Below are 16,858 nucleotides of genomic sequence, written 5' to 3'. Positions count from 1 at the left end.
ACATACTGGTGCGCCTCCCCTCTGCGGGAAACGCCTGTCGGTCGAACTCATGGGCAGGTGCGGCCGGACTCCTCCTGCCCGAACCAGTCGAGGCAGACCACGAGCGCGTCGTCGTCCGCCACGGGGGAGCCGCGGTGACCGGAGAGCTCCCTGAGCACCGCGCCGGGGACGTCCGCGGCGGGCAGCAGCCGCGTGGCGTTGACCGCGCGGGCCAGCGCACGGTCGCCGTACTGCTCCCCGGCGGGGGTGGCGACGGAGTACACCCCGTCGCTGACGAAGACGAGCCGGTCTCCGGGCTCGACCGTAAGCTCCTGGGCGGTGTACTCCGTCTCCTCGAACATGCCCAGGGGCAGTTGGGCGTCCAGGGCGATCGCGGAGACGTTCCCCTCGCGCAGCAGCAGCATCCGGGGGGAGCCCGCGTCGACGATGCTCAGCCGCCCGGTGGCCAGGTCCAGGTCCAGCAGCAGCACCGACAGATGCTGGGCCCCGCCGTACTGGGCGTGGAGGGCCTGGTCGGCCAGGGCCGCCTGCTCGGCGATGGGCACGCCGGCCCGCCGGGCGTTGCGCAGCGCGTTGATCCCCAGGTTGGTCAGCAGGGAGGCCTCGATGCCCTCGCCCATGCCGTTGGTGACGTACAGCATCAGATGGTCGGCGTCGGCGGACCAGTCGAAGTTGTCGCCGAAGATCGCGTAGGCGGGTTCCAGCTGGCCACCGAGCGCGTACTCCGCGGTGGTGGAGGAACGGCCCGGCAGCAGCTGCCACTGCATCTCCGCCGCCAGGGTCAGCCTGCTGGAGCGACGCGCACGGACGTACAGGTCGGTGTCGCGCTCCGCGACGACCAGCTCATGGGCCAGGACTCCGGCCAGCTCGGTCAGTTCGGCCAGGCCCTCCTCGGCGTGCGCGACGGACGGCAGCGTCAGACGCAGCACGCCCAGCCGGTCGCCGCGCACGGTCACCGGCAGATGCGCCCGCACTCGGCCGTCGCCGCGCTTCTCCAGGTACGGCTCCTGCGACCCGAAGGCCCGGCCGGTCGGGCCGCCGTGCATCGGCAGGGGTTCCGGCGCGTCGGGGTGTGTGGAGACCGGCCGCAACGCGGTGAGCGAGTAGTCGGCCAGGTACAGCTCGACGTCCCGCGCGGACCAGGCGTCCTCGCCGAGTACCTCGCGCAGTGCGTCCAGCAGGCGGTGCGGAGCAGCGGAGCGAAGTGCCCGTTCGGCTGCCACGGATCTGTTCACGATGTCGGATACGCCATTCTTTCCAGAGCTGACAGTGTTCGGGATGCCTGGAAGAGTGGGCCCGTGACTTCCTCCTCCAACCCGCGGCCGGACGAGGTGGCTCGTGTGACCTCCGAGGCGGCCGAGCTGCTGGAGGTCCTGTGGGGGCGCGCCTCGACGGCTCCGGTGTCCGCCTCCCAGCTCCGCGTGCTCTTCATCCTGGAGCACAACGACGGCATCAACCTGCGGATGCTCGCCGACGCCCTCGGCTCCACCCCGCCCTCCACCAGCCGGCTCTGTGACCGGCTGGAAGCGGTGGGCTTCGTCGAGCGCCATGCCAGTACGGCGAACAGGCGCGAGCTGTGCCTGCGGCTCAGCCGGCGCGGAGAGGCCTTCCTGGTGGACCTGCGCGCCCGTCGTGAACAGGCCCTGCGGTCCGTGCTGGAACAGATGCCCGCCGGGAAGCGGACCGCGCTGCTGGAGGGGCTGGAGGCGTTCTGCGCCGCCGCGGCGGCGGAGATCCACGAGGGCGACGCCGACGCCGCCGTCCGGAGCGCCTGACCACCGAAGCCCTGGTCCGACAGCCTCATCCCAACCCTTCCCACGCTCTTGGCCCGGCCCACTCTGTTGCCTTCCGGCCATAGTTGTCAAACGACAACTGTTGGCCATGGGTATGCCCTGACGCACCGACGGAAAAGGCCGACTTGCGCGGCCCGCCGGGTGCGCCGACGCATCGTCAACGGCTATTCGTGCGCCGGATGTTCGTCCGGGAGCGAGGCGACCTGCCCGGAGTCCACGGCGGCCAGCGCCTCGTCCACACTGTCCACCGTGGCGACGGTGAGACTGACACCGGTCAGGTCGAGTATGCGCCGCACGGCCGGTGTCGGGGCGATGACATAGACGCCGCCCGGGATCCGCCGCACCTCCTGGTACGTCCGCAGGATGATGTTCATGCCCGACGAGTCCATGAAGGGGACGGCCGACACGTCGAGCAGGAAATGCCGCCGGCCGTGGCGCAGCTGGTTCGCCAGATGATGTTGCAGCTCGGTCGCCGTGTCGATGTCCAGTTCCCCCTCGATCGTGAGCAGCACGGCGTCGTCCCGAGGAAGGTCGACCTTGATCGACAGCGGGTTCTGGGCAACGGACACAGGAGCCTCCAAGGCACTTACCGATCGGGACGGGCGCCCCGATTCACGGATTCGACGCATCGCCCGGCGATGCGCCCGTGCGCATACCCGCGAATCGTCCGGACACACCGCCCCGATCAGGCGACACCGGGTTCGAGGAGCCCCGTGCGCAGCCGCTTGATGATCCGGCTGATCAGTCGGGACACATGCATCTGCGACACCCCCAGCTGCTCGGCGATCTGCGACTGGGTCTGCTCCTCCACGAACCGCAGGTGCAGGATGCGCCGCTCACGGTCGTCGAGCTGGGCGATCAGCGGCGCCAGCGAGTGGAAGTCCTCGACGAGTTGCAGCGAGTGGTCCTCCTCGCCGATGAGGTCGCCCAGTACGGCGTCGCCGTCCTCGCCGCCGTCGGAGGTGAGGGCCGCGTCGAGCGAGGAGGTGTTGTAGCCGTTGGACGCCTTGCGCGCCTCGATGACCTCCTCCTCCGACAGCGACATCAGCTCGGACAGCTCACGTGTCGTCGGCATCCGGCCCAGCCGGGACTGCAGCTCGTCCGTCGCGCGGGCCAGCTCCACCCGCGCCTCCTGCAGCCGCCGCGGCACATGCACCGCCCAGCTCGTGTCCCGGAAGAACCGCTTGATCTCGCCGACGATGTACGGCACGGCGAACGTGGTGAACTCCACCTCCCGGGACAGCTCGAACCGGTCGATGGCCTTGATCAGCCCGATCGTGCCCACCTGGACGATGTCCTCCAGGGAGTCCTCGCGTCCGCGGAAGCGCGAGGCCGCGTACCGCACGAGGGACAGGTTCATCTCGATGAGCGTGTTGCGCACGTACTGATACGCGTGCGTGCCCTCCTCCAGCACGGCCAGCCGGTCGAAGAACTGCCGCGACATCGCCCGTGCGTCCTTGGGCCTGACCTGTGACGGGTCCTCGATCAGCGGGAGGTCCACTTCCTCCGACATGACCCTCCCCCGTGCCGTGGCCGTAGTAAGTGCCGTCACGGCTGCCATGCTGTCCACCCCTCTCGCCCAGAGCCTCGTTGCCAACCCACGCTTGCCCCCAAAGCCGCGACTCAGTCCCCCTCGGACCCGAAAGGGGCCGTGTCGCTCCCCACTCTGGCCAAAAGTCGCCGTCGGCCCCGGAGACGGGCGGATCCGGAGCCGAGCCGCTGCGTCACCATGAATACGCGAACCGTTGTTTGTCCACGGAATCGCGGGGCAATCGGAGTTCCACGCCTCCGGATCGGAGGTCGGTCGGCGGGAGCGGTCGTCCGCGCACGGACTTGGTCGCCCATTCACCGTTCCCCGCCGCGAAGTCCCTGAAAGCGTCGTTCAGGAGCGATTTCCCATGCTGGTCAATGTGTCCGCAAACGGTTCAGGCACCCCCGTACGTCCCGGTACGCCCGACAGGAGGACGCACGACGACGCCCCCGACACCGCCACCGCCTTCGCCCGGCTCGCCGCCATGGACCCGGGGCCGGAACGCGACCACGTCCGGGACGAACTCGTCCGCGCCTGGCTGCCCATGGCCCACCGCATCGCGAGCCGCTTCCGCAACCGCGGCGAGTCGCTGGAGGACCTGCGCCAGGTCGCCGCGATGGGCCTGGTCAAGGCGGTGGACCGCTACGAGCCCGAGCGGGGGGCGTTCGAGAGCTACGCCGTGCCCACCATCACCGGCGAGATCAAGAGGCACTTCCGCGACCGGATGTGGACGCTGCGCGTCCCCCGGCGGGTCCAGGACCTCCGCAACAAGGTACGGGTGGCGCGCCGCGAACTCAGCCAGACCTCCGGCGGCGCCACCGAGCCCTCGGTCGCCGACATCGCCGCCCTGGCGGGACTCACGGAGGAGGAGGTCCACGCGGGGATGGAGGCGCTCGACAGCTTCAGCGCCCTGTCGCTGGACGCCGAGATGTCCTCCGGCGACGACGGCTACAACCTCGCCGACACCCTCGGCGCACCGGACGCCGCGTACGACGTGGTGGTGGACCGCGAGGCGGTCAAGCAGGGCCTGCGCCGACTGCCCGAGCGCGAGCGCGCCATCCTCTACATGCGCTTCTTCGAGGACATGACGCAGAACCGTATCGCCGATCGCCTGGGCATCTCGCAGATGCATGTCTCCCGCCTCATCAGCCGCAGCTGCGCCCGCGTCCGTGAGGAGGCCCTCGGCCGCACCACGCCGTCTTCCTGACCCTCGCCGCCCCACCCGTGTCCCCCTGCCGTCATCGGATCACCCAGGAGCGAAACAGATGCTGATGCCCCACCCCGCGACCCTGCGCAGGCTCGTCGAGGAGTACGAGTCACTGGCGGCACACGAGGGTGAGCAGAGCGATCCCCAGGCCACGCGGCGCACGCAGGACCTGGCCTACACGCTGTGCGTGTCCACGGGCACCCGCGACATACGCCAGGCCCTCGAAGTGGCACGCAGGCAGCTCGCCGCGGCCCAGGCCACCGCGACGGCGGAGTTGTGCGGGAAGCGGGTGATCCTCTCCCCGGAAGCCGACAGCCATGGTTCGCGCGCGAGCGGGTACGCGGCGCTGCATGAACAGTGACCAGCCGGGCCCTTGCGAGTCGTCGACCCCGCACGTCCCGTGATGCCGGGGGAGCGCCACCGCCTCACCGACCACGACGTCGGCCCCGCGGAGGAACCGCCCGGCCGGCCGGTGGGACCCCCGGTCGCGATCACCACCGCCGGGGCGGCCCGCCGCCATGTGCGGGCGTTCGTGGGGGAGCGGTGGCGTTCCCCGTCCGGGCCGCCGACCGAGGCGGCCATGATCGATCTCCTGCTCGTCGTGTCGGAACTGGTCACGAACGCGGTCCGGCACGGCGGCGGGATCGCCGGTTTCGACGTCGGCCTCACCCCTGAGGGGGTGTGGCTGAGCGTGCGGGACAACAGCGCCGCCGTGCCCGTGGACCTCCACGGGCACGGCGCGCTGCCGCGTGTCCACGAGGGCAACGGCTACGGATGGCCGCTGATCAACCGGCTGTCCCGCGAGGTCCGCGTCGAGTGCCCCGCGGCCGGCGGCAAGACGATCAGTGTGCTGGTGCCGCTGACCTGACGCGGCACCTCGCCCATGTTCCCTGTCCTCTCCCTCTGGCCTCTTCGCGTGTCCTTCTCGCGCCGCCTCACCAGGGCAGGAAGACGTGCACGTCCTTGCCGTGCTCGTGCACCACCACGCTCACCTCGTCGCACAGTGTGTGGATCAGATACCAGCCGATACCGCCGCCGCCCTTGCTGGGACTGAAGGGGCGCGGCGCCGGCGACGTCGTGCTCGTGTCCCCGAGCGTCACATGGACCCCGTCGATGGTGCGGCGCATCGTCAGCTCGAAGCGCCCAGGTGCGTACTGCACCGCGTTGGCGGCCAGCTCCGTGACCACCAGCAGGATGTCGTCCCAGTGCTCGACCGCCACCGGCGGCGAGGTGCGGGAGAGAACGCCCAGGAACCCTTCGGCGGCCGTACGGGCGCCCGTCACGTCGCCCAACTCTCCGTCGAAGGCGGCGTGTCCGTCGTAGATCTCCTCGGCAGGCAGTTTGTCTTCCCTACGTGACTCTGTTGCCAACTTGTCTTCCCCCGCTCGGCTTCTTGAGGCGGACGTGATGTCTCGTCCCCCTCCGACGCTCGTGTTTCCCGTGGGTGGAGTGGCTACGCGTGCGAAAGCGTAGGGATGTGTGGGGCCTTGGGGAAGAGAGTGGCTCTCCGGTGCCCATGGTGAGCGTCGGCGCACTAGAGGTCACCGGTCTCACCGCCCCCGTCCGGTGTCCGCAGGACAAGCAGGGCCACGTCGTCGTCGTTGTCGACGGGACGGGCGCGCTCCAGCAGCAGGTCGCAGAAGACGTGCAGGGGCCGGTGGGCGAGGGCCGCGGCATGCTGGCGCAGCCGGGCCAGGCCCCGGTCGAGCGTCTGCCCCGGCGACTCGATCAGACCGTCCGTGTACAGCACGAGCGTGGACAGCGGCGGCAGCCGCGTGAGGGTGTCGGAGCGCGCCCGGACCAGGCCCGTGCCGAGCAGGTGGTCGTGTTCCTCGTCCAGGAACCGGGACCGGCCGTCGTGCGTGATCAGCAGCGGCGGCGGATGCCCGGCGTTGGTCCACCGCAGGGTCCAGTCCTCGTCGTCGCGCTCCACGCGGCCGAAGATCAGGGTGGCCATGGACGCCTCGGCCACGTTCACCACGGCCTGGTCCAGCCGTTCCACGATGATGCTCGGCGGCTCGTGCAGGGCCCAGGCGTAGGCCCGGAGCATGTTGCGGACCTGCGCCATGCCCGCGGCCGCGTCGATGTTGTGCCCGACGACGTCGCCGATGGCCACCGCCGTGGCACCGTCCGACAACGAGAACACGTCGTACCAGTCGCCGCCGACCTGGGAGGACTCCGACGCCGACTCGTAGCGGGCGGCCATCTTCAGGCCCGGAACCTCCGGCATCTGGGGCAGCAGATGGCGCTGCATGGTCTCCGCGATGTGCCGCTGGCGCTGGTACAGGCGCGCGTTCTCCAGTGCCAGCCCGGCCCGGCGTGCGATGTCCTCCAGCAGGGACAGCTCGGTGTCGGTGAAGGAACCCGGCCGGTCGCTGAGGCCCAGGGTGAGGGCGCCGAGCACCGCGCGCGGCCCGCGGATGGGCGCGATCGCCGCCGAGCGCAGACCCGTGACCTGGAACAGCTTCTGCTGTGCGACCGTGATCCCGGAATCGGGCGGCCCCTGGTAGGTCTCCGGCCCGGCGAGGGCCGACGCCGCCCCGCGCAGGGCCCGGGACAGCGGCATGAACGACTCCTCGTGCACCGGCGGCAGCGGGCCCTCCAGCTCCTCGCGCCGCACCACGGCACCGTTGTGGTGGGTCGCCACCGTGTCCCGCCAGACGTCGTCGCTCTCGGTGATCAGGTCCACGACGGCCCAGTCCGCCAGCCGCGGTACGACCAGCCGGACCAGGCGCGCGATCGCCTCGTCGGCGTCCAGCGTCGAGGTCAGCCGGGTCGTCGTCTCGGCGAGCAGCGCCAGCCGGTCCAGCTGGGACAGCGTCGTCGAATCGACGGACCGGAGCGACTCGTTCCCCGCGGCGGACTCGTAGAAGAGGACGGCGACGCCGGCCGCCCCGTCGTCGAGCCGGCACGGGGTCACCAGCCAGGTCACCGGCAGCAGTGTGCCGTCGCCGCGCTCGAACCACTCGCGGTCCCCGCCGCCCGTACGGCCGCTGAGGAGCACCCGCATCATCGTGCACGACGACCGGGTCATCGTCTGTCCGAGGTGGTCGCGGTGCAGCAGGTCGTGGGCGTCATGGCCGACGAGTTCGGCGGCCGTGCGGCCGAGAAGTTCCTCCGCGCGGGCGTTCACCGAGACGATGGAGCCGTTGTCGTGCACCAGATACATGCCCGCGTCCGAGAGATCGGGCAGCCCGTCCGGGGACCGCACAGCCGGGCCGGGCGGCTGCCGGCCGACGTGATCCGGACTCGACGCGCTCATGTTCGGGCTCCTCCTGCTCCGGTCGTGGACGGGACTGTAGTACGCCTCGGCGGGCGTGTCCGTCCTGCGTGCCTCACGCAGTACCCCGCTCCCCGGCCCCCTACGCGCAAAAGGTCCCAGACAGCAGGTCAAAGGCCCCGCCGACGGCTGTCGCGGCGGTGCGCGGTGTGTGCGGTGTGCGGCAGGCCGTGGGCGACGGCCCCGTCACCCAGGCCTGCCACCTCAGGCTTGGGTGTGCCGTACGCACGCCGAGACGACCTCGCGCAGGCTCCCCGTGCGCTCCATCACCTCACGCTGCACCCGGGCCCCGTTGCCGCGCGCCATCAACTCCGCGACGGACGCGCGGGCCGACTCGGCGTCACCGTGGTCGACGAGGGCCTCCTCGACATGGTCGAGGAGCGCGTGGATCACCTCGGCGGCGGGCCGGGGCCGCATCGTCGCGGGGTCCAGGAGGGTCTCCGACATACCGGAGCGGGCGGCCCGCCAGGCGGCCAGCCGCAGCAGCCCGGCACTGTGCGGGAGAGGTTCCTGACCGGCCCGCCACTCGCGGGCCGCGGTCTCCACGAGCCCCCGGGCGAGGGTCGCGATCAGGACCGCGGTGTCGGGGTGCAGACAGACGTCCGCGACCCGGATCTCGACGGTCGGGTACCGCTGGGAGAGCCGAGCGTCGAAGTAGATCATTCCCCGGTCGCGTACGACCTCCGTGGAGATCAGATCCTCGACGCACCGGTGGTATCGCTCCGCCGAACCGAAGAGGTCGGCGGGCCCGGCCATCGGCCACATGTCCCACACCTGGGTGCGGTAGCTGGCGTACCGGCTGTCGCGGCCCTGCCAGAACGGGGAGTTCGCGCTCAGGGCCGTCAGGACCGACAACCACGGCCGCATACGGTCCAGGACGGCGACGCCCTCCTCGTCGGACTCGACCGACACATGGACATGGCAGCCGCACACGAGCTGCACCTGGGTGGGCAGACCGAACTCCCGCGCCATCCACAGATACCGGCTGTTCATGGTGATCGTCGGGCTCACCGGCAACGGCGACGAGGCCAGCGCCACGACCGCGCTGCCGAGCCCCTCCGCATGGCGCGCCGCGTCCTTGCGGCAGCGGATGATCTCGGCCCCCAGATCGGCCATCGACGACTGCGGATGGGTGGCGAACTCCACCTGCTCGTCGTGCAGCTCCTTCTCGAACACGTCCTGGCCGGTGCCCTCCTGCGCGGCCCGCGCGAGCACCGCCGCGGCCTGTGCCCGCGGCTCGCCGGTCTCGGGGTCGACCAGCAGGAGTTCCTCTTCCACTCCGACGGTACGCACGTCATCAGGCCCTTTCGCGCTAGGTGGTGACAGCCGTGTGCCCTCGGACGACGGCGGAACACCTCACCGGCCGACGTCCGGGCCGGATCCGTGTACGCGGTGTCGCCACGGGTACCCGGGCGGAGCTTCTGGGGTCGTGCCGGGCAGGCACGGCGCCCTGTCCGCCGCGACAGGAGGAGAACGTGACCAGCCCCACCGAGGCCGGCCGAGTGACCGGTACCGCCGACAAGGACTACAACCTGATCTGGTCCGTCGAGGCCTGTCTGAACAACGCGCTGCGCCTGGAGACGTACATCGAGGACGCGGAGTGGGAGAAGGACACCGAGGTGGCCGAGCTGTTCCGCAAGGCACAGGCCGACAGCCGCAAGGGCGCCGACCTCGGCAAGCGGCTTCTGCACCGACGCCTGAGCGACTGACGGCCCGACCCGGGCCGCCCGCGGTGCGGGAGACCATCGGACAGTCCGTTCCCTGCATGCGCCATTGTGGGCACGGCCGGGGCCCTCACGCGAACCGGCCGGAGCGGTGGCGCCGGGAATGGACGTCCGCCCCGCGGGCCGCGGCTTCCCCGGGCAGAGAGACCGGAAGCGACGAGGCGCGGAGAGTCCGGAAACGACAGAGGCAAGGAGTCCACGACTCCTTGCCACGCTCAACTTATAGCGCACCGGGGGGCTTGCGGCAAGACCCCGCCCGTGCCGCAGAATCGCCGACCGAAACGCGAATCCGCGCACATGGGGGTAGTGATGATCGACGTGATCGTCGTCGGCGGCGGGCCGACCGGGCTGATGCTGGCGAGCGAACTGCGGCTGGCCGGAGTGGGCACGGTCGTGCTGGAGAAGCTGACCGAGCCGACCGGCGAGTCCCGCGGGCAGGGACTGCACGCGCGCAGTGTCGAGATCATGGACCAGCGCGGACTGCTGGACCGCTTCCTCGCGGTCAGCGAGACGTTCCGGGTGGGCGGCCTCTTCGGCGGGATCATGAAACCCTGGCCCGACACACTGGACACGGGCCACGCGTACGGCGTGGCCACTCCGCAGCCGGTCACCGAGCGTCTGCTCTACGAGCGCGCCGTCGAACTCGGCGCCGACATCCGGCGGGGCAGCGAACTGGTCGGACTGAGCCAGGACCCGGACGGCGTGAGCGCCGAGCTGGCCGACGGCACACGGCTGCGCGCCCGCTATCTCGTCGGCTGCGACGGCGGCCGCAGCGCGGTGCGCAAACTCCTCGGTGTCGCCTTCCCCGGCGAGTCCGCCACGGTGGAGACACTGCTGGGCGACATGGCCGCGTCCGAGGATCCGGCGACGATCACCGCTGTCGTCGAGGAGGTACGCAAGGCCGAGCTGCGGTTCGGTCTCGCCCCCCTCGAAGACGGGCACTACCGCGTTCTCGTGCCGGCCGAGGGGGTGGCGGAGGACCGGACGGCCCCGCCGACCCTCGACGAGTTCAGAAAGCAGCTGCGGGCGTTCGCGGGCACCGACTTCGGGGTGCACTCACCGCGCTGGCTCTCCCGGTTCGGCGACGCCACCCGGCAGGCCGAGCGTTACCGCGTCGGCCGGGTGCTGCTGGCCGGCGACGCGGCGCACATCCATCCGCCGACCGGCGGACAGGGGCTGAACCTCGGAGTGCAGGACGCGTTCAACCTCGGCTGGAAGCTGGCCGCCGCGGTCCACGGCTGGGCGCCGGAGGACCTGCTGGACAGCTACCACGCCGAGCGGCATCCGGTGGCCGCCCGCGTGCTGGTCAACACCCGCGCGCAGATCACCCTCCTGGCATCCGGCCCTGGCCCGACCGCGCTGCGGCAGCTGCTGTCGGAGCTGATGGACTTCGAGGAGGTGAACCGGTACATCACCGGGATGATCACCGCCGTCGATGTCCGCTACGACTTCGGTGAGGGCCATGACCTCCTCGGTCGGCGCATGCGGGACGTGCGGCTGAAGCGGGGCCGCCTGTACGAGCTGATGCGCGAGGGCCGCGGCCTGCTGCTCGACCCGACCGGCACCCTCTCGGTCGAGGGCTGGGCGGACCGGGTGGACCACGTCGTCGACACCGCCGAGGACCTGGACGTCCCCACGGTGCTGCTGCGCCCCGACGGCCATGTGGCATGGGCCGGTGAGGACGGCCGGGAACTCCTCGACCGGCTCCCGCGGTGGTTCGGGGCCGCCACCGGCTGAGCCCGGTCGCGCGGGAGGCGAGGTCGTACGCGGCGGGTGCCGAAGGGGCGGGCCGCACGACCGGCCGCCGGCGGACCGTTGCCGGGACCGTCCCGCACCGCGCAGGATGCTGCGATGACCTCGCCTCCCGCCGTACGCCCGTACCGCCCCGGGGACGCCGACGCCCTCCACGAGATCTGTATCCGTACCGCCCACAACGGCGGCGACAGCCGGCCCTTCCACTCGGACCCCGACGTCTTCCCGGCGACCTTCGCCACGCCGTACGCCCATCTGGAACCGGAACTGACCTTCGTGCTGGACGACGGCCGCGGGCGGGCCGTCGGCTACATCCTCGGCACCGCGGACACCCCCGCCTTCGTGGACGCCTTCCGCGCGCAGTGGCTCCCCCTGGTCGCCGAGCGCTTCCCGGCGCCCCTCGGTCCTCCCACCACCCCCGACGAGGTGATCGCCGAGCTGCTGCACCGTCCCGAACGCATGGTCCTGCCCGAACTCGCCCCGTATCCGGCCCACTTGCACATCGACATCCTTCCCGCCCAGCAGGGCCGGGGCCACGGCCGGGCCCTGCTGCGCACGTTCCTGCGGGCCCTGCGCGCCCGAGGGGTGCCGGCCGTCCATCTCTCCATGGTCACCGCCAACACACCGGCCCGTGCCTTCTACGACCGCATGGGCTTTCACGGGATAGCGGTCCCGGACCCCGGCCCGGTGACCTACCTGGGGCGCGCGACGACGGAGAACGAGGAGCCGCCGGGCGGGACACGCTCCTGACTCCGGCCCCGCGCGGCTCACCGCACGGCGGCCAGAACGTGGCTGGGACCCACCTGCCAGACCGCTCCGACGTGCTCGAAGCCCGCCTCGCGCAACAGCGCGACATGGCCGGACAGAGTCAGATCGTTGCCCTCGCAGCGGGGACGTGCGCCGTCGTCGCCACGCGTGAGGAAGGGTGCCAGCTCCGGGTCGCCGGCCGCGCCGGACCACCAGGAGTCCCAGTCCTCGGCGAGGGAGGCGCCGCCCCGGGTGGACAGGGAGAGCCGCTCCGGGCCCATCTCGTCCCGGGCGATGCCGTGGACGCGGTGCATCGGCGCGACGCCGATGCACCGGCCGCGGAAGCGCGGATGGGTCTGGACATGGTTGACGGTGCCGCAGTGCGCGCCGAGCGGATGCGGCTCCCGGCGGACGATGAGCCAGCCGGCGAGCGAGTCCCCGACGACAGCGACGAGCAGTCTGCCGCGCGCGGGATGCAGCTCGTGGACGAGTGAGTCGACCACGGGTGCGACGTCGTGGGCGCTCACCGGAAGAGGAGGGAACTCGGTCGCGAGGACCGCGCCACCGGCGTTCGCCACGGCCTCCCAGCAGTCGGCGATCTGCTCTCTGAGCCCCGGGGTGGTCTCCTCCGGGCTGGTCAACTGCAGGCACGTGGAGACTTGACGCACCGTCATGTCACTCAGGCTGGCACAGGCGCCGCCGGCCGCCGGGATTCTGCCTGCTCCAGGGGGTGAGTCGTACTCCTCCAGGCGGACGGCTTCGGCGCCGCCGTCGCCATGCCGCCGCGACACCACCGCCCAGCGCGGGTCCTACCGGGCTCCGAGCGTACCCCGGGGCCCGCGCATGCCCCGGGCTTCGCGTCGCGCTCCCAGCAGCGTCCGTGCCGTGGCCGGCACGGGCGGGGACGCCGAGCCGCGCAGCAGCCTCGCACCTCGCGCGAACGCCGCGTCAGCGGTGAGCAGTTCGATGTCGATGACCGTCCGTAGCAGCACTCCACCGGGGCCCTGCGTGAGCACCGGCAGAGCCCTCGCCGCCCGCAGGCGGACACGGGCCGCCTCGATCTGATCCTCCACCAACTCCCGTACGCCCGACGACTCGCGGCCCTCCGCGAGATCCTCCGCCGTGACCGAGAAGCGCTTCAGCGTCTCCGCCGGGATGCCCAGGCGTCCTTCCGGGAGGTCCTCGGCCAGGTCGTTGACGAAGTCCAGCCGCTGGCTGCCCTCCATAAGCGTCCGGCAGGCCGCGCGGAACCGGCCGTCGTCGCCCTCGGGGCCCAGCAGCGACGCGACCAGCATGAACGCGGGCAGCGAGTAGGCGTCCACATAGGCCTGGTAGTCGGCCTCGGTGGTGAAACCGGTGAACTCCAGATCCACGGTCGCGGTGTCCAGATACCGCTCCACCGCCACGCGCAGTTCCGGACGGGCCGCCGCACTGTTCAGCAGCGCGCGGATCAAGGGATCGGTGCTCACTCCCGTCTCCAGCGCCTCACGCACCTCCCGCTCCCACGACGCCCACGCCGAGACCCGCGACTGCTTCGGGCCGGTGTCCAAGAGGTCGTCGCTGTGGTGCATCATCGCCGTCGCCGCCACGACGTGCGGCAACAGCGCCCGCGGCAACAGCAACCGGGCGGCGAGGTAGGAGGTGCGCCGGGCACGCGCCACCAGGTCCCGCTGTCGGTCGTAGTCCCGCCGCGACTCCGGCTCCCGCACACCTGCTGCGTCCAGGCTCTGCTTCCACGTGCTCATACGCCGATCGTAGGCGGCACGCCGAGGCACGTCCGATGCCCGCGGACCTGCCCCTTCGGCTCTTGCGCGAGACGGTGCGCGGGAGCGGAGGCGCCGCGACCGCGGTGATCCGCGCGTGTAAGGATGTCGGCGCGAAGACCCGGCGGGGACATCGGAGATGGGACGCAATGATCGGGACCGTGTTCCGCAGTGAGGACGTGCCGGCGGAGGACAGATTCGACTTCTGGCGAGAACTGCTCGGCACGACACGGGCGAGCGAGGCGATCAGCCCTCATTCGGCGGACTTCTGGGGGGAGTTGCGCCTGATGGAGCTGGGCCCGGTGACCGTGTGGCCGGCGTCGTTCCTGCCCTCGCGCTACCGGCGTGACCAGCGGATGGTGCGCCGGTCCGACCCCGAGCTGTACCACCTGACACTGCTGCTGGACGGGGGCCTGGCCCTCGACCACGCCGACCGGTGCGACACGTTCGGCCCGCGCGATCTGCACCTGGCCGACAGTTCGCGGCCGTACGACATCCGGTCGGCGGACGGCGGGGGGACCGGGGTCATCAAGGGGGTGGGCGTCGACTTCCCCAAGGCGCTGTTTCCGCTGCCGCCGCACCAGGTCCGGGAGTTGCTCGGCCGGGGGCTGTCGGGCCGGGAGGGCCTGGGCGCCCTGCTGGCGGACTTCCTCATCGGCCTGGAGCGGCAGGCCGACTCCCTCCAGCCGTCCGACGCGGCACGGCTCGGCACGGTCGTCCTCGACCTGCTGTCGGCCTGGTTCGCCCACGCGCTGGAGGCCGAGGCGGCCCTGTCCCCAGAGACGCGTCTGCACGCGCTGACGCGACGCATCCAGGCGTTCATCCGGCAGAACCTGCACGACCCGGAACTGGCGCCACCGGTGATCGCCGCCGCACACCACATCTCTCTCAGCTACCTCCACCGCGTCTTCCAGCAGCAGACGGACGGCGAGACCGTGGCCGCCTGGATCCGCGCCCGGCGTCTGGAGGGCGCGGGCCGCGACCTGGCGGACCCGTCCCTGCGCACCACACCGATCCATGTCATCGCCGCCCGCTGGGGCATGCCCCGTGCCTCCGACTTCACCCGCGCCTTCCGTACCGCCCACGGAATCGCACCCAGCGAGTTCCGGCTGCGGGCGTTGTCCGACGTCGATGAGCGCGGACACTAGGTTGGGTCCATGTACGCGACGCGGGTCTCCAGACATGTGAACGCGGCACGTGCGGACGTGTACCGGGCGCTGGTGGACCCGGACGCGATCGCGCGATGGCGGGTCCCGGACGGCATGAGCGGCGAGGTGCACGAGTTCGACGCCCGTGAGGGAGGCAGGTTCCGTGTCTCCCTCACCTACGACACGCCGGCCGGGACCGGCAAGTCGGCGTCCCACACCGACACCTACCACGGCCACTTCGCGCGGCTCGTGCCCGATGAGGAGGTGGTCGAGGTCCTCCGGTTCGAGTCGGACGACCCCGCGCTGCGCGGCACGATGACGATGACCACCCGGCTCACCGACGCGGACGGCGGCACCGAGGTCCTCGTCGTGCACGAAGGCATCCCCGACGCCGTGCCGGCCGCCGACAACGAGACGGGCACCCGCATGGCACTGGAGAACCTGGCCCGGCTGGTCGAGGGTTCCTAGTCGCCCGCCGGGCCGGTTCGCCGCCTGCGCGGCGAACGGTCGTCATCGGCCGGACCCGTGCGGGAAACCGCTCCTGTTCCTCTCCGCCCGGCAGCCGTACGACCGTGACGAGCCCCACCGAGATCGTCGAACTCACCCGAACCGCGACGCGATGCTCGCCCGGCTCCGACGTCGAACGCGCCACCGGTTCGGGGCGTGCCCTCTCCACCTCCGCGTGGGAGGCCGAGCGCCGAAGTCCGGGCCCGCCAGTTCCCCGACGAGGTCGGGCGGACCTGAACCGCCGTGCTGCTCCAGCTCGGACACAGCCGATCCCGCCCCCGCGCGGCATCGCGAGTGGCGCTCCCCTCAGACGGGGGTAGTGGATCGAAAGGCTCCGGTTCAGGGTTGGGGCATGACAGAACTGCAGACCTTCGTACTGCCCCCGGTGGTTGACGGCAGTGACGTGGACAAGGCACTGGGCCAGGCGCTGATCGCCGCCTGGCAGGCGGACGGCATCTTCCAGATCCAGGCGACCCCGGAACAGGAAGCCGCCACCGAGCGGGCCCTCGACGCCTCCCGGGGCTTCTTCGGCCGCCCGTTCGAGGAGAAGTCAGGGCACGTGTCCGACCTCACCTACAGCGGCTACGTCGCCTCGGGCGAGGAGGAGACGGCCGGGGAGAAGGACGGCTCGGAGATCTACACCGTCTGCCCCGACATCCCCGAGGACGACGCCCGGGCGGTCGACAAGTGGCCGTGTCACGGCCCCGCTCCCTGGCCTTCGGAGCAGTACGCCGCGCCATGAAGGACTACATGGGCGCCGTGGGCGACATCGGCGAGAGACTGCTCCGCCTGGTCGCCCTGGGCCTCGGTCTGGACGACATGGACCACTTCACGAAGCTCACCGAGGACGGCTGGCACCACATGCGGGTCCTGCGCTTCCCGCGGGCGGACGCCACCTCCGAGCGGGGCATCGGCTCGCACACCGACTACGGTCTGCTGGTCATCGCGGTCCAGGACGACGTGGGCGGCCTCTACATCCGCCCGCCGGTACCCGGCGAGACCCGCGGCCGCAACTGGCTGGCCGACGAGTCCATGGCCGGGCGGTACGAGAACGAGGAGCCCTGGACCTTCGTCACCCCGGTCCCCTCGGTGTTCACCGTCTTCCCCGGTGACATCATGCAGTTCATCACCGGCGGTACCCTGCTCTCCACCCCGCACAAGGTGCGCCTGGCCGACCGCGAGCGGTACACCATCGCGTACTTCCACGAGCCGTCCTTCCAGGCGGTCGCGCGGCCCCTGGAAGGGAGCGCCCCGGACGAGTTCATCCACTACGGGACGCACTTCACCAACATGTTCATGCGCTGCTACCCCGACCGCGCCGCCACCGCGCGCATCGAGAACGAGGACCGCCTCGCCGTCCTCGAACGCCTCCGCAAGGAGGCCCTCAACTCCTGAACGGCGTAGCG

General features: G+C 71.3%; 19 protein-coding genes. 11 read left to right on the top strand and 8 right to left on the bottom strand.

What is annotated here, in order from left to right:
- Positions 1-47: 47 nt before the first annotated feature.
- Positions 48-1,223, bottom strand: coding sequence for a PP2C family protein-serine/threonine phosphatase (locus tag H4687_RS04175; protein WP_046916687.1), 1,176 nt, complete (start codon positions 1,221-1,223; stop codon positions 48-50).
- Between the two features lie 117 nt (positions 1,224-1,340).
- On the opposite strand from H4687_RS04175, the gene H4687_RS04170 reads away from it, so the two are divergent.
- Positions 1,341-1,775 (top strand): MarR family winged helix-turn-helix transcriptional regulator, encoded by a 435-nt coding sequence (locus H4687_RS04170; protein WP_046916688.1) that lies wholly within the window; start codon positions 1,341-1,343, stop codon positions 1,773-1,775.
- 182 nt (positions 1,776-1,957) lie between these two features.
- Here H4687_RS04170 and H4687_RS04165 read toward each other — a convergent pair whose 3' ends face one another.
- Together H4687_RS04165 and H4687_RS04160 are read right to left on the bottom strand one after the other, a co-directional pair.
- On the bottom strand, positions 1,958-2,362 hold the full coding sequence (locus H4687_RS04165; RefSeq protein WP_046916689.1) for an STAS domain-containing protein: 405 nt from the start codon (positions 2,360-2,362) through the stop codon (positions 1,958-1,960).
- A gap of 116 nt (positions 2,363-2,478) precedes the next feature.
- Positions 2,479-3,306, bottom strand: a complete 828-nt coding sequence (locus tag H4687_RS04160; RefSeq protein WP_005474207.1) for an RNA polymerase sigma factor SigF — start codon at positions 3,304-3,306, stop codon at positions 2,479-2,481.
- Positions 3,307-3,691: 385 nt separating this feature from the next.
- Here H4687_RS04160 and H4687_RS04155 point away from each other — a divergent pair, with 385 nt between their 5' ends.
- The 3 genes from H4687_RS04155 to H4687_RS04145 are packed head-to-tail and all read left to right on the top strand — an operon-like array spanning position 3,692 to position 5,399.
- The gene (locus H4687_RS04155; protein ID WP_005474205.1) at positions 3,692-4,531 is read left to right on the top strand and encodes a SigB/SigF/SigG family RNA polymerase sigma factor; all 840 of its coding nucleotides are present in this window, start codon (positions 3,692-3,694) and stop codon (positions 4,529-4,531) included.
- 58 nt (positions 4,532-4,589) lie between these two features.
- Entirely contained in the window at positions 4,590-4,892 is a 303-nt protein-coding gene (locus tag H4687_RS04150) for a DUF5133 domain-containing protein (protein WP_046916690.1), read from the top strand.
- Positions 4,893-4,934: 42 nt separating this feature from the next.
- Positions 4,935-5,399, top strand: coding sequence for an ATP-binding protein (locus H4687_RS04145; RefSeq protein ID WP_046916699.1), 465 nt, complete (start codon positions 4,935-4,937; stop codon positions 5,397-5,399).
- A gap of 67 nt (positions 5,400-5,466) precedes the next feature.
- Here H4687_RS04145 and H4687_RS04140 read toward each other — a convergent pair whose 3' ends face one another.
- The 3 genes from H4687_RS04140 to H4687_RS04130 form a co-directional block, all read right to left on the bottom strand.
- Positions 5,467-5,901: an ATP-binding protein gene (locus H4687_RS04140; protein WP_046916691.1), complete on the bottom strand. Its 435-nt coding sequence runs from the start codon at positions 5,899-5,901 to the stop codon at positions 5,467-5,469.
- Between the two features lie 164 nt (positions 5,902-6,065).
- Positions 6,066-7,793 carry a SpoIIE family protein phosphatase gene (locus tag H4687_RS04135; protein ID WP_046916692.1) on the bottom strand — a complete coding sequence of 576 codons (1,728 nt, stop codon included), beginning with the start codon at positions 7,791-7,793 and terminating at the stop codon, positions 6,066-6,068.
- Positions 7,794-8,015: 222 nt separating this feature from the next.
- Positions 8,016-9,104: a glutamate--cysteine ligase 2 gene (locus H4687_RS04130; RefSeq protein WP_005474195.1), complete on the bottom strand. Its 1,089-nt coding sequence runs from the start codon at positions 9,102-9,104 to the stop codon at positions 8,016-8,018.
- 182 nt (positions 9,105-9,286) lie between these two features.
- On the opposite strand from H4687_RS04130, the gene H4687_RS04125 reads away from it, so the two are divergent.
- The 3 genes from H4687_RS04125 to H4687_RS04115 all read left to right on the top strand — a co-directional run bounded on the left by H4687_RS04125 (position 9,287) and on the right by H4687_RS04115 (position 12,037).
- The gene (locus H4687_RS04125; RefSeq protein WP_046916693.1) at positions 9,287-9,520 is read left to right on the top strand and encodes a hypothetical protein; all 234 of its coding nucleotides are present in this window, start codon (positions 9,287-9,289) and stop codon (positions 9,518-9,520) included.
- Positions 9,521-9,844: 324 nt separating this feature from the next.
- Positions 9,845-11,272 (top strand): rifampin monooxygenase, encoded by a 1,428-nt coding sequence (rox, locus tag H4687_RS04120; RefSeq protein WP_046916694.1) that lies wholly within the window; start codon positions 9,845-9,847, stop codon positions 11,270-11,272.
- Positions 11,273-11,386: 114 nt separating this feature from the next.
- On the top strand, positions 11,387-12,037 hold the full coding sequence (locus H4687_RS04115) for a GNAT family N-acetyltransferase (protein ID WP_046916695.1): 651 nt from the start codon (positions 11,387-11,389) through the stop codon (positions 12,035-12,037).
- A 17-nt stretch (positions 12,038-12,054) separates the two neighbouring features.
- On the opposite strand, the gene H4687_RS04105 is transcribed toward H4687_RS04115, so the two are convergent.
- Together H4687_RS04105 and H4687_RS04100 are read right to left on the bottom strand one after the other, a co-directional pair.
- A complete protein-coding gene (locus tag H4687_RS04105; protein ID WP_078907292.1) occupies positions 12,055-12,708 on the bottom strand; it encodes a hypothetical protein in 654 nt (217 codons plus the stop codon).
- Positions 12,709-12,843: 135 nt separating this feature from the next.
- The gene (locus H4687_RS04100) at positions 12,844-13,779 is read right to left on the bottom strand and encodes a squalene/phytoene synthase family protein (protein ID WP_046916696.1); all 936 of its coding nucleotides are present in this window, start codon (positions 13,777-13,779) and stop codon (positions 12,844-12,846) included.
- Between the two features lie 167 nt (positions 13,780-13,946).
- On the opposite strand from H4687_RS04100, the gene H4687_RS04095 reads away from it, so the two are divergent.
- From H4687_RS04095 to H4687_RS46185, 4 genes are all read left to right on the top strand, one after another.
- Positions 13,947-14,945 (top strand): AraC family transcriptional regulator, encoded by a 999-nt coding sequence (locus H4687_RS04095; RefSeq protein WP_050398564.1) that lies wholly within the window; start codon positions 13,947-13,949, stop codon positions 14,943-14,945.
- Between the two features lie 9 nt (positions 14,946-14,954).
- Positions 14,955-15,413, top strand: coding sequence for an SRPBCC family protein (locus H4687_RS04090; protein ID WP_046920149.1), 459 nt, complete (start codon positions 14,955-14,957; stop codon positions 15,411-15,413).
- Positions 15,414-15,804: 391 nt separating this feature from the next.
- A complete protein-coding gene (locus tag H4687_RS46190; RefSeq protein WP_225966595.1) occupies positions 15,805-16,194 on the top strand; it encodes a 2-oxoglutarate and iron-dependent oxygenase domain-containing protein in 390 nt (129 codons plus the stop codon).
- A complete protein-coding gene (locus H4687_RS46185; RefSeq protein WP_225966594.1) occupies positions 16,191-16,847 on the top strand; it encodes a 2OG-Fe(II) oxygenase family protein in 657 nt (218 codons plus the stop codon). The genes H4687_RS46190 and H4687_RS46185 overlap by 4 nt, the downstream gene beginning before the upstream one ends.
- Positions 16,848-16,858 lie beyond the last annotated feature (11 nt).

This window comes from Streptomyces stelliscabiei, assembly GCF_014873495.1.
Taxonomy (GTDB): Bacteria; Actinomycetota; Actinomycetes; order Streptomycetales; family Streptomycetaceae; genus Streptomyces; species Streptomyces bottropensis.
The sequence above is the reverse complement of the archived record's forward strand: the minus strand, read 5'-3'. Positions and strand labels throughout refer to the sequence as shown.

Bases quoted from the DNA above. Each gene is read 5' to 3' on its own strand.
- H4687_RS04160 (WP_005474207.1), bottom strand. From the start codon at position 3,306: ATGTCGGAGGAAGTGGACCTCCCGCTGATCGAGGACCCGTCACAGGTC.
- H4687_RS04155 (WP_005474205.1), top strand. From the start codon at position 3,692: ATGCTGGTCAATGTGTCCGCAAACGGTTCAGGCACCCCCGTACGTCCC.
- H4687_RS04150 (WP_046916690.1), top strand. From the start codon at position 4,590: ATGCTGATGCCCCACCCCGCGACCCTGCGCAGGCTCGTCGAGGAGTAC.
- H4687_RS04145 (WP_046916699.1), top strand. From the start codon at position 4,935: ATGCCGGGGGAGCGCCACCGCCTCACCGACCACGACGTCGGCCCCGCG.
- H4687_RS04135 (WP_046916692.1), bottom strand. From the start codon at position 7,793: ATGAGCGCGTCGAGTCCGGATCACGTCGGCCGGCAGCCGCCCGGCCCG.
- rox (WP_046916694.1), top strand. From the start codon at position 9,845: ATGATCGACGTGATCGTCGTCGGCGGCGGGCCGACCGGGCTGATGCTG.
- H4687_RS04115 (WP_046916695.1), top strand. From the start codon at position 11,387: ATGACCTCGCCTCCCGCCGTACGCCCGTACCGCCCCGGGGACGCCGAC.
- H4687_RS04105 (WP_078907292.1), bottom strand. From the start codon at position 12,708: ATGACGGTGCGTCAAGTCTCCACGTGCCTGCAGTTGACCAGCCCGGAG.
- H4687_RS04100 (WP_046916696.1), bottom strand. From the start codon at position 13,779: ATGAGCACGTGGAAGCAGAGCCTGGACGCAGCAGGTGTGCGGGAGCCG.
- H4687_RS04095 (WP_050398564.1), top strand. From the start codon at position 13,947: ATGATCGGGACCGTGTTCCGCAGTGAGGACGTGCCGGCGGAGGACAGA.
- H4687_RS04090 (WP_046920149.1), top strand. From the start codon at position 14,955: ATGTACGCGACGCGGGTCTCCAGACATGTGAACGCGGCACGTGCGGAC.
- H4687_RS46190 (WP_225966595.1), top strand. From the start codon at position 15,805: ATGACAGAACTGCAGACCTTCGTACTGCCCCCGGTGGTTGACGGCAGT.
- H4687_RS46185 (WP_225966594.1), top strand. From the start codon at position 16,191: ATGAAGGACTACATGGGCGCCGTGGGCGACATCGGCGAGAGACTGCTC.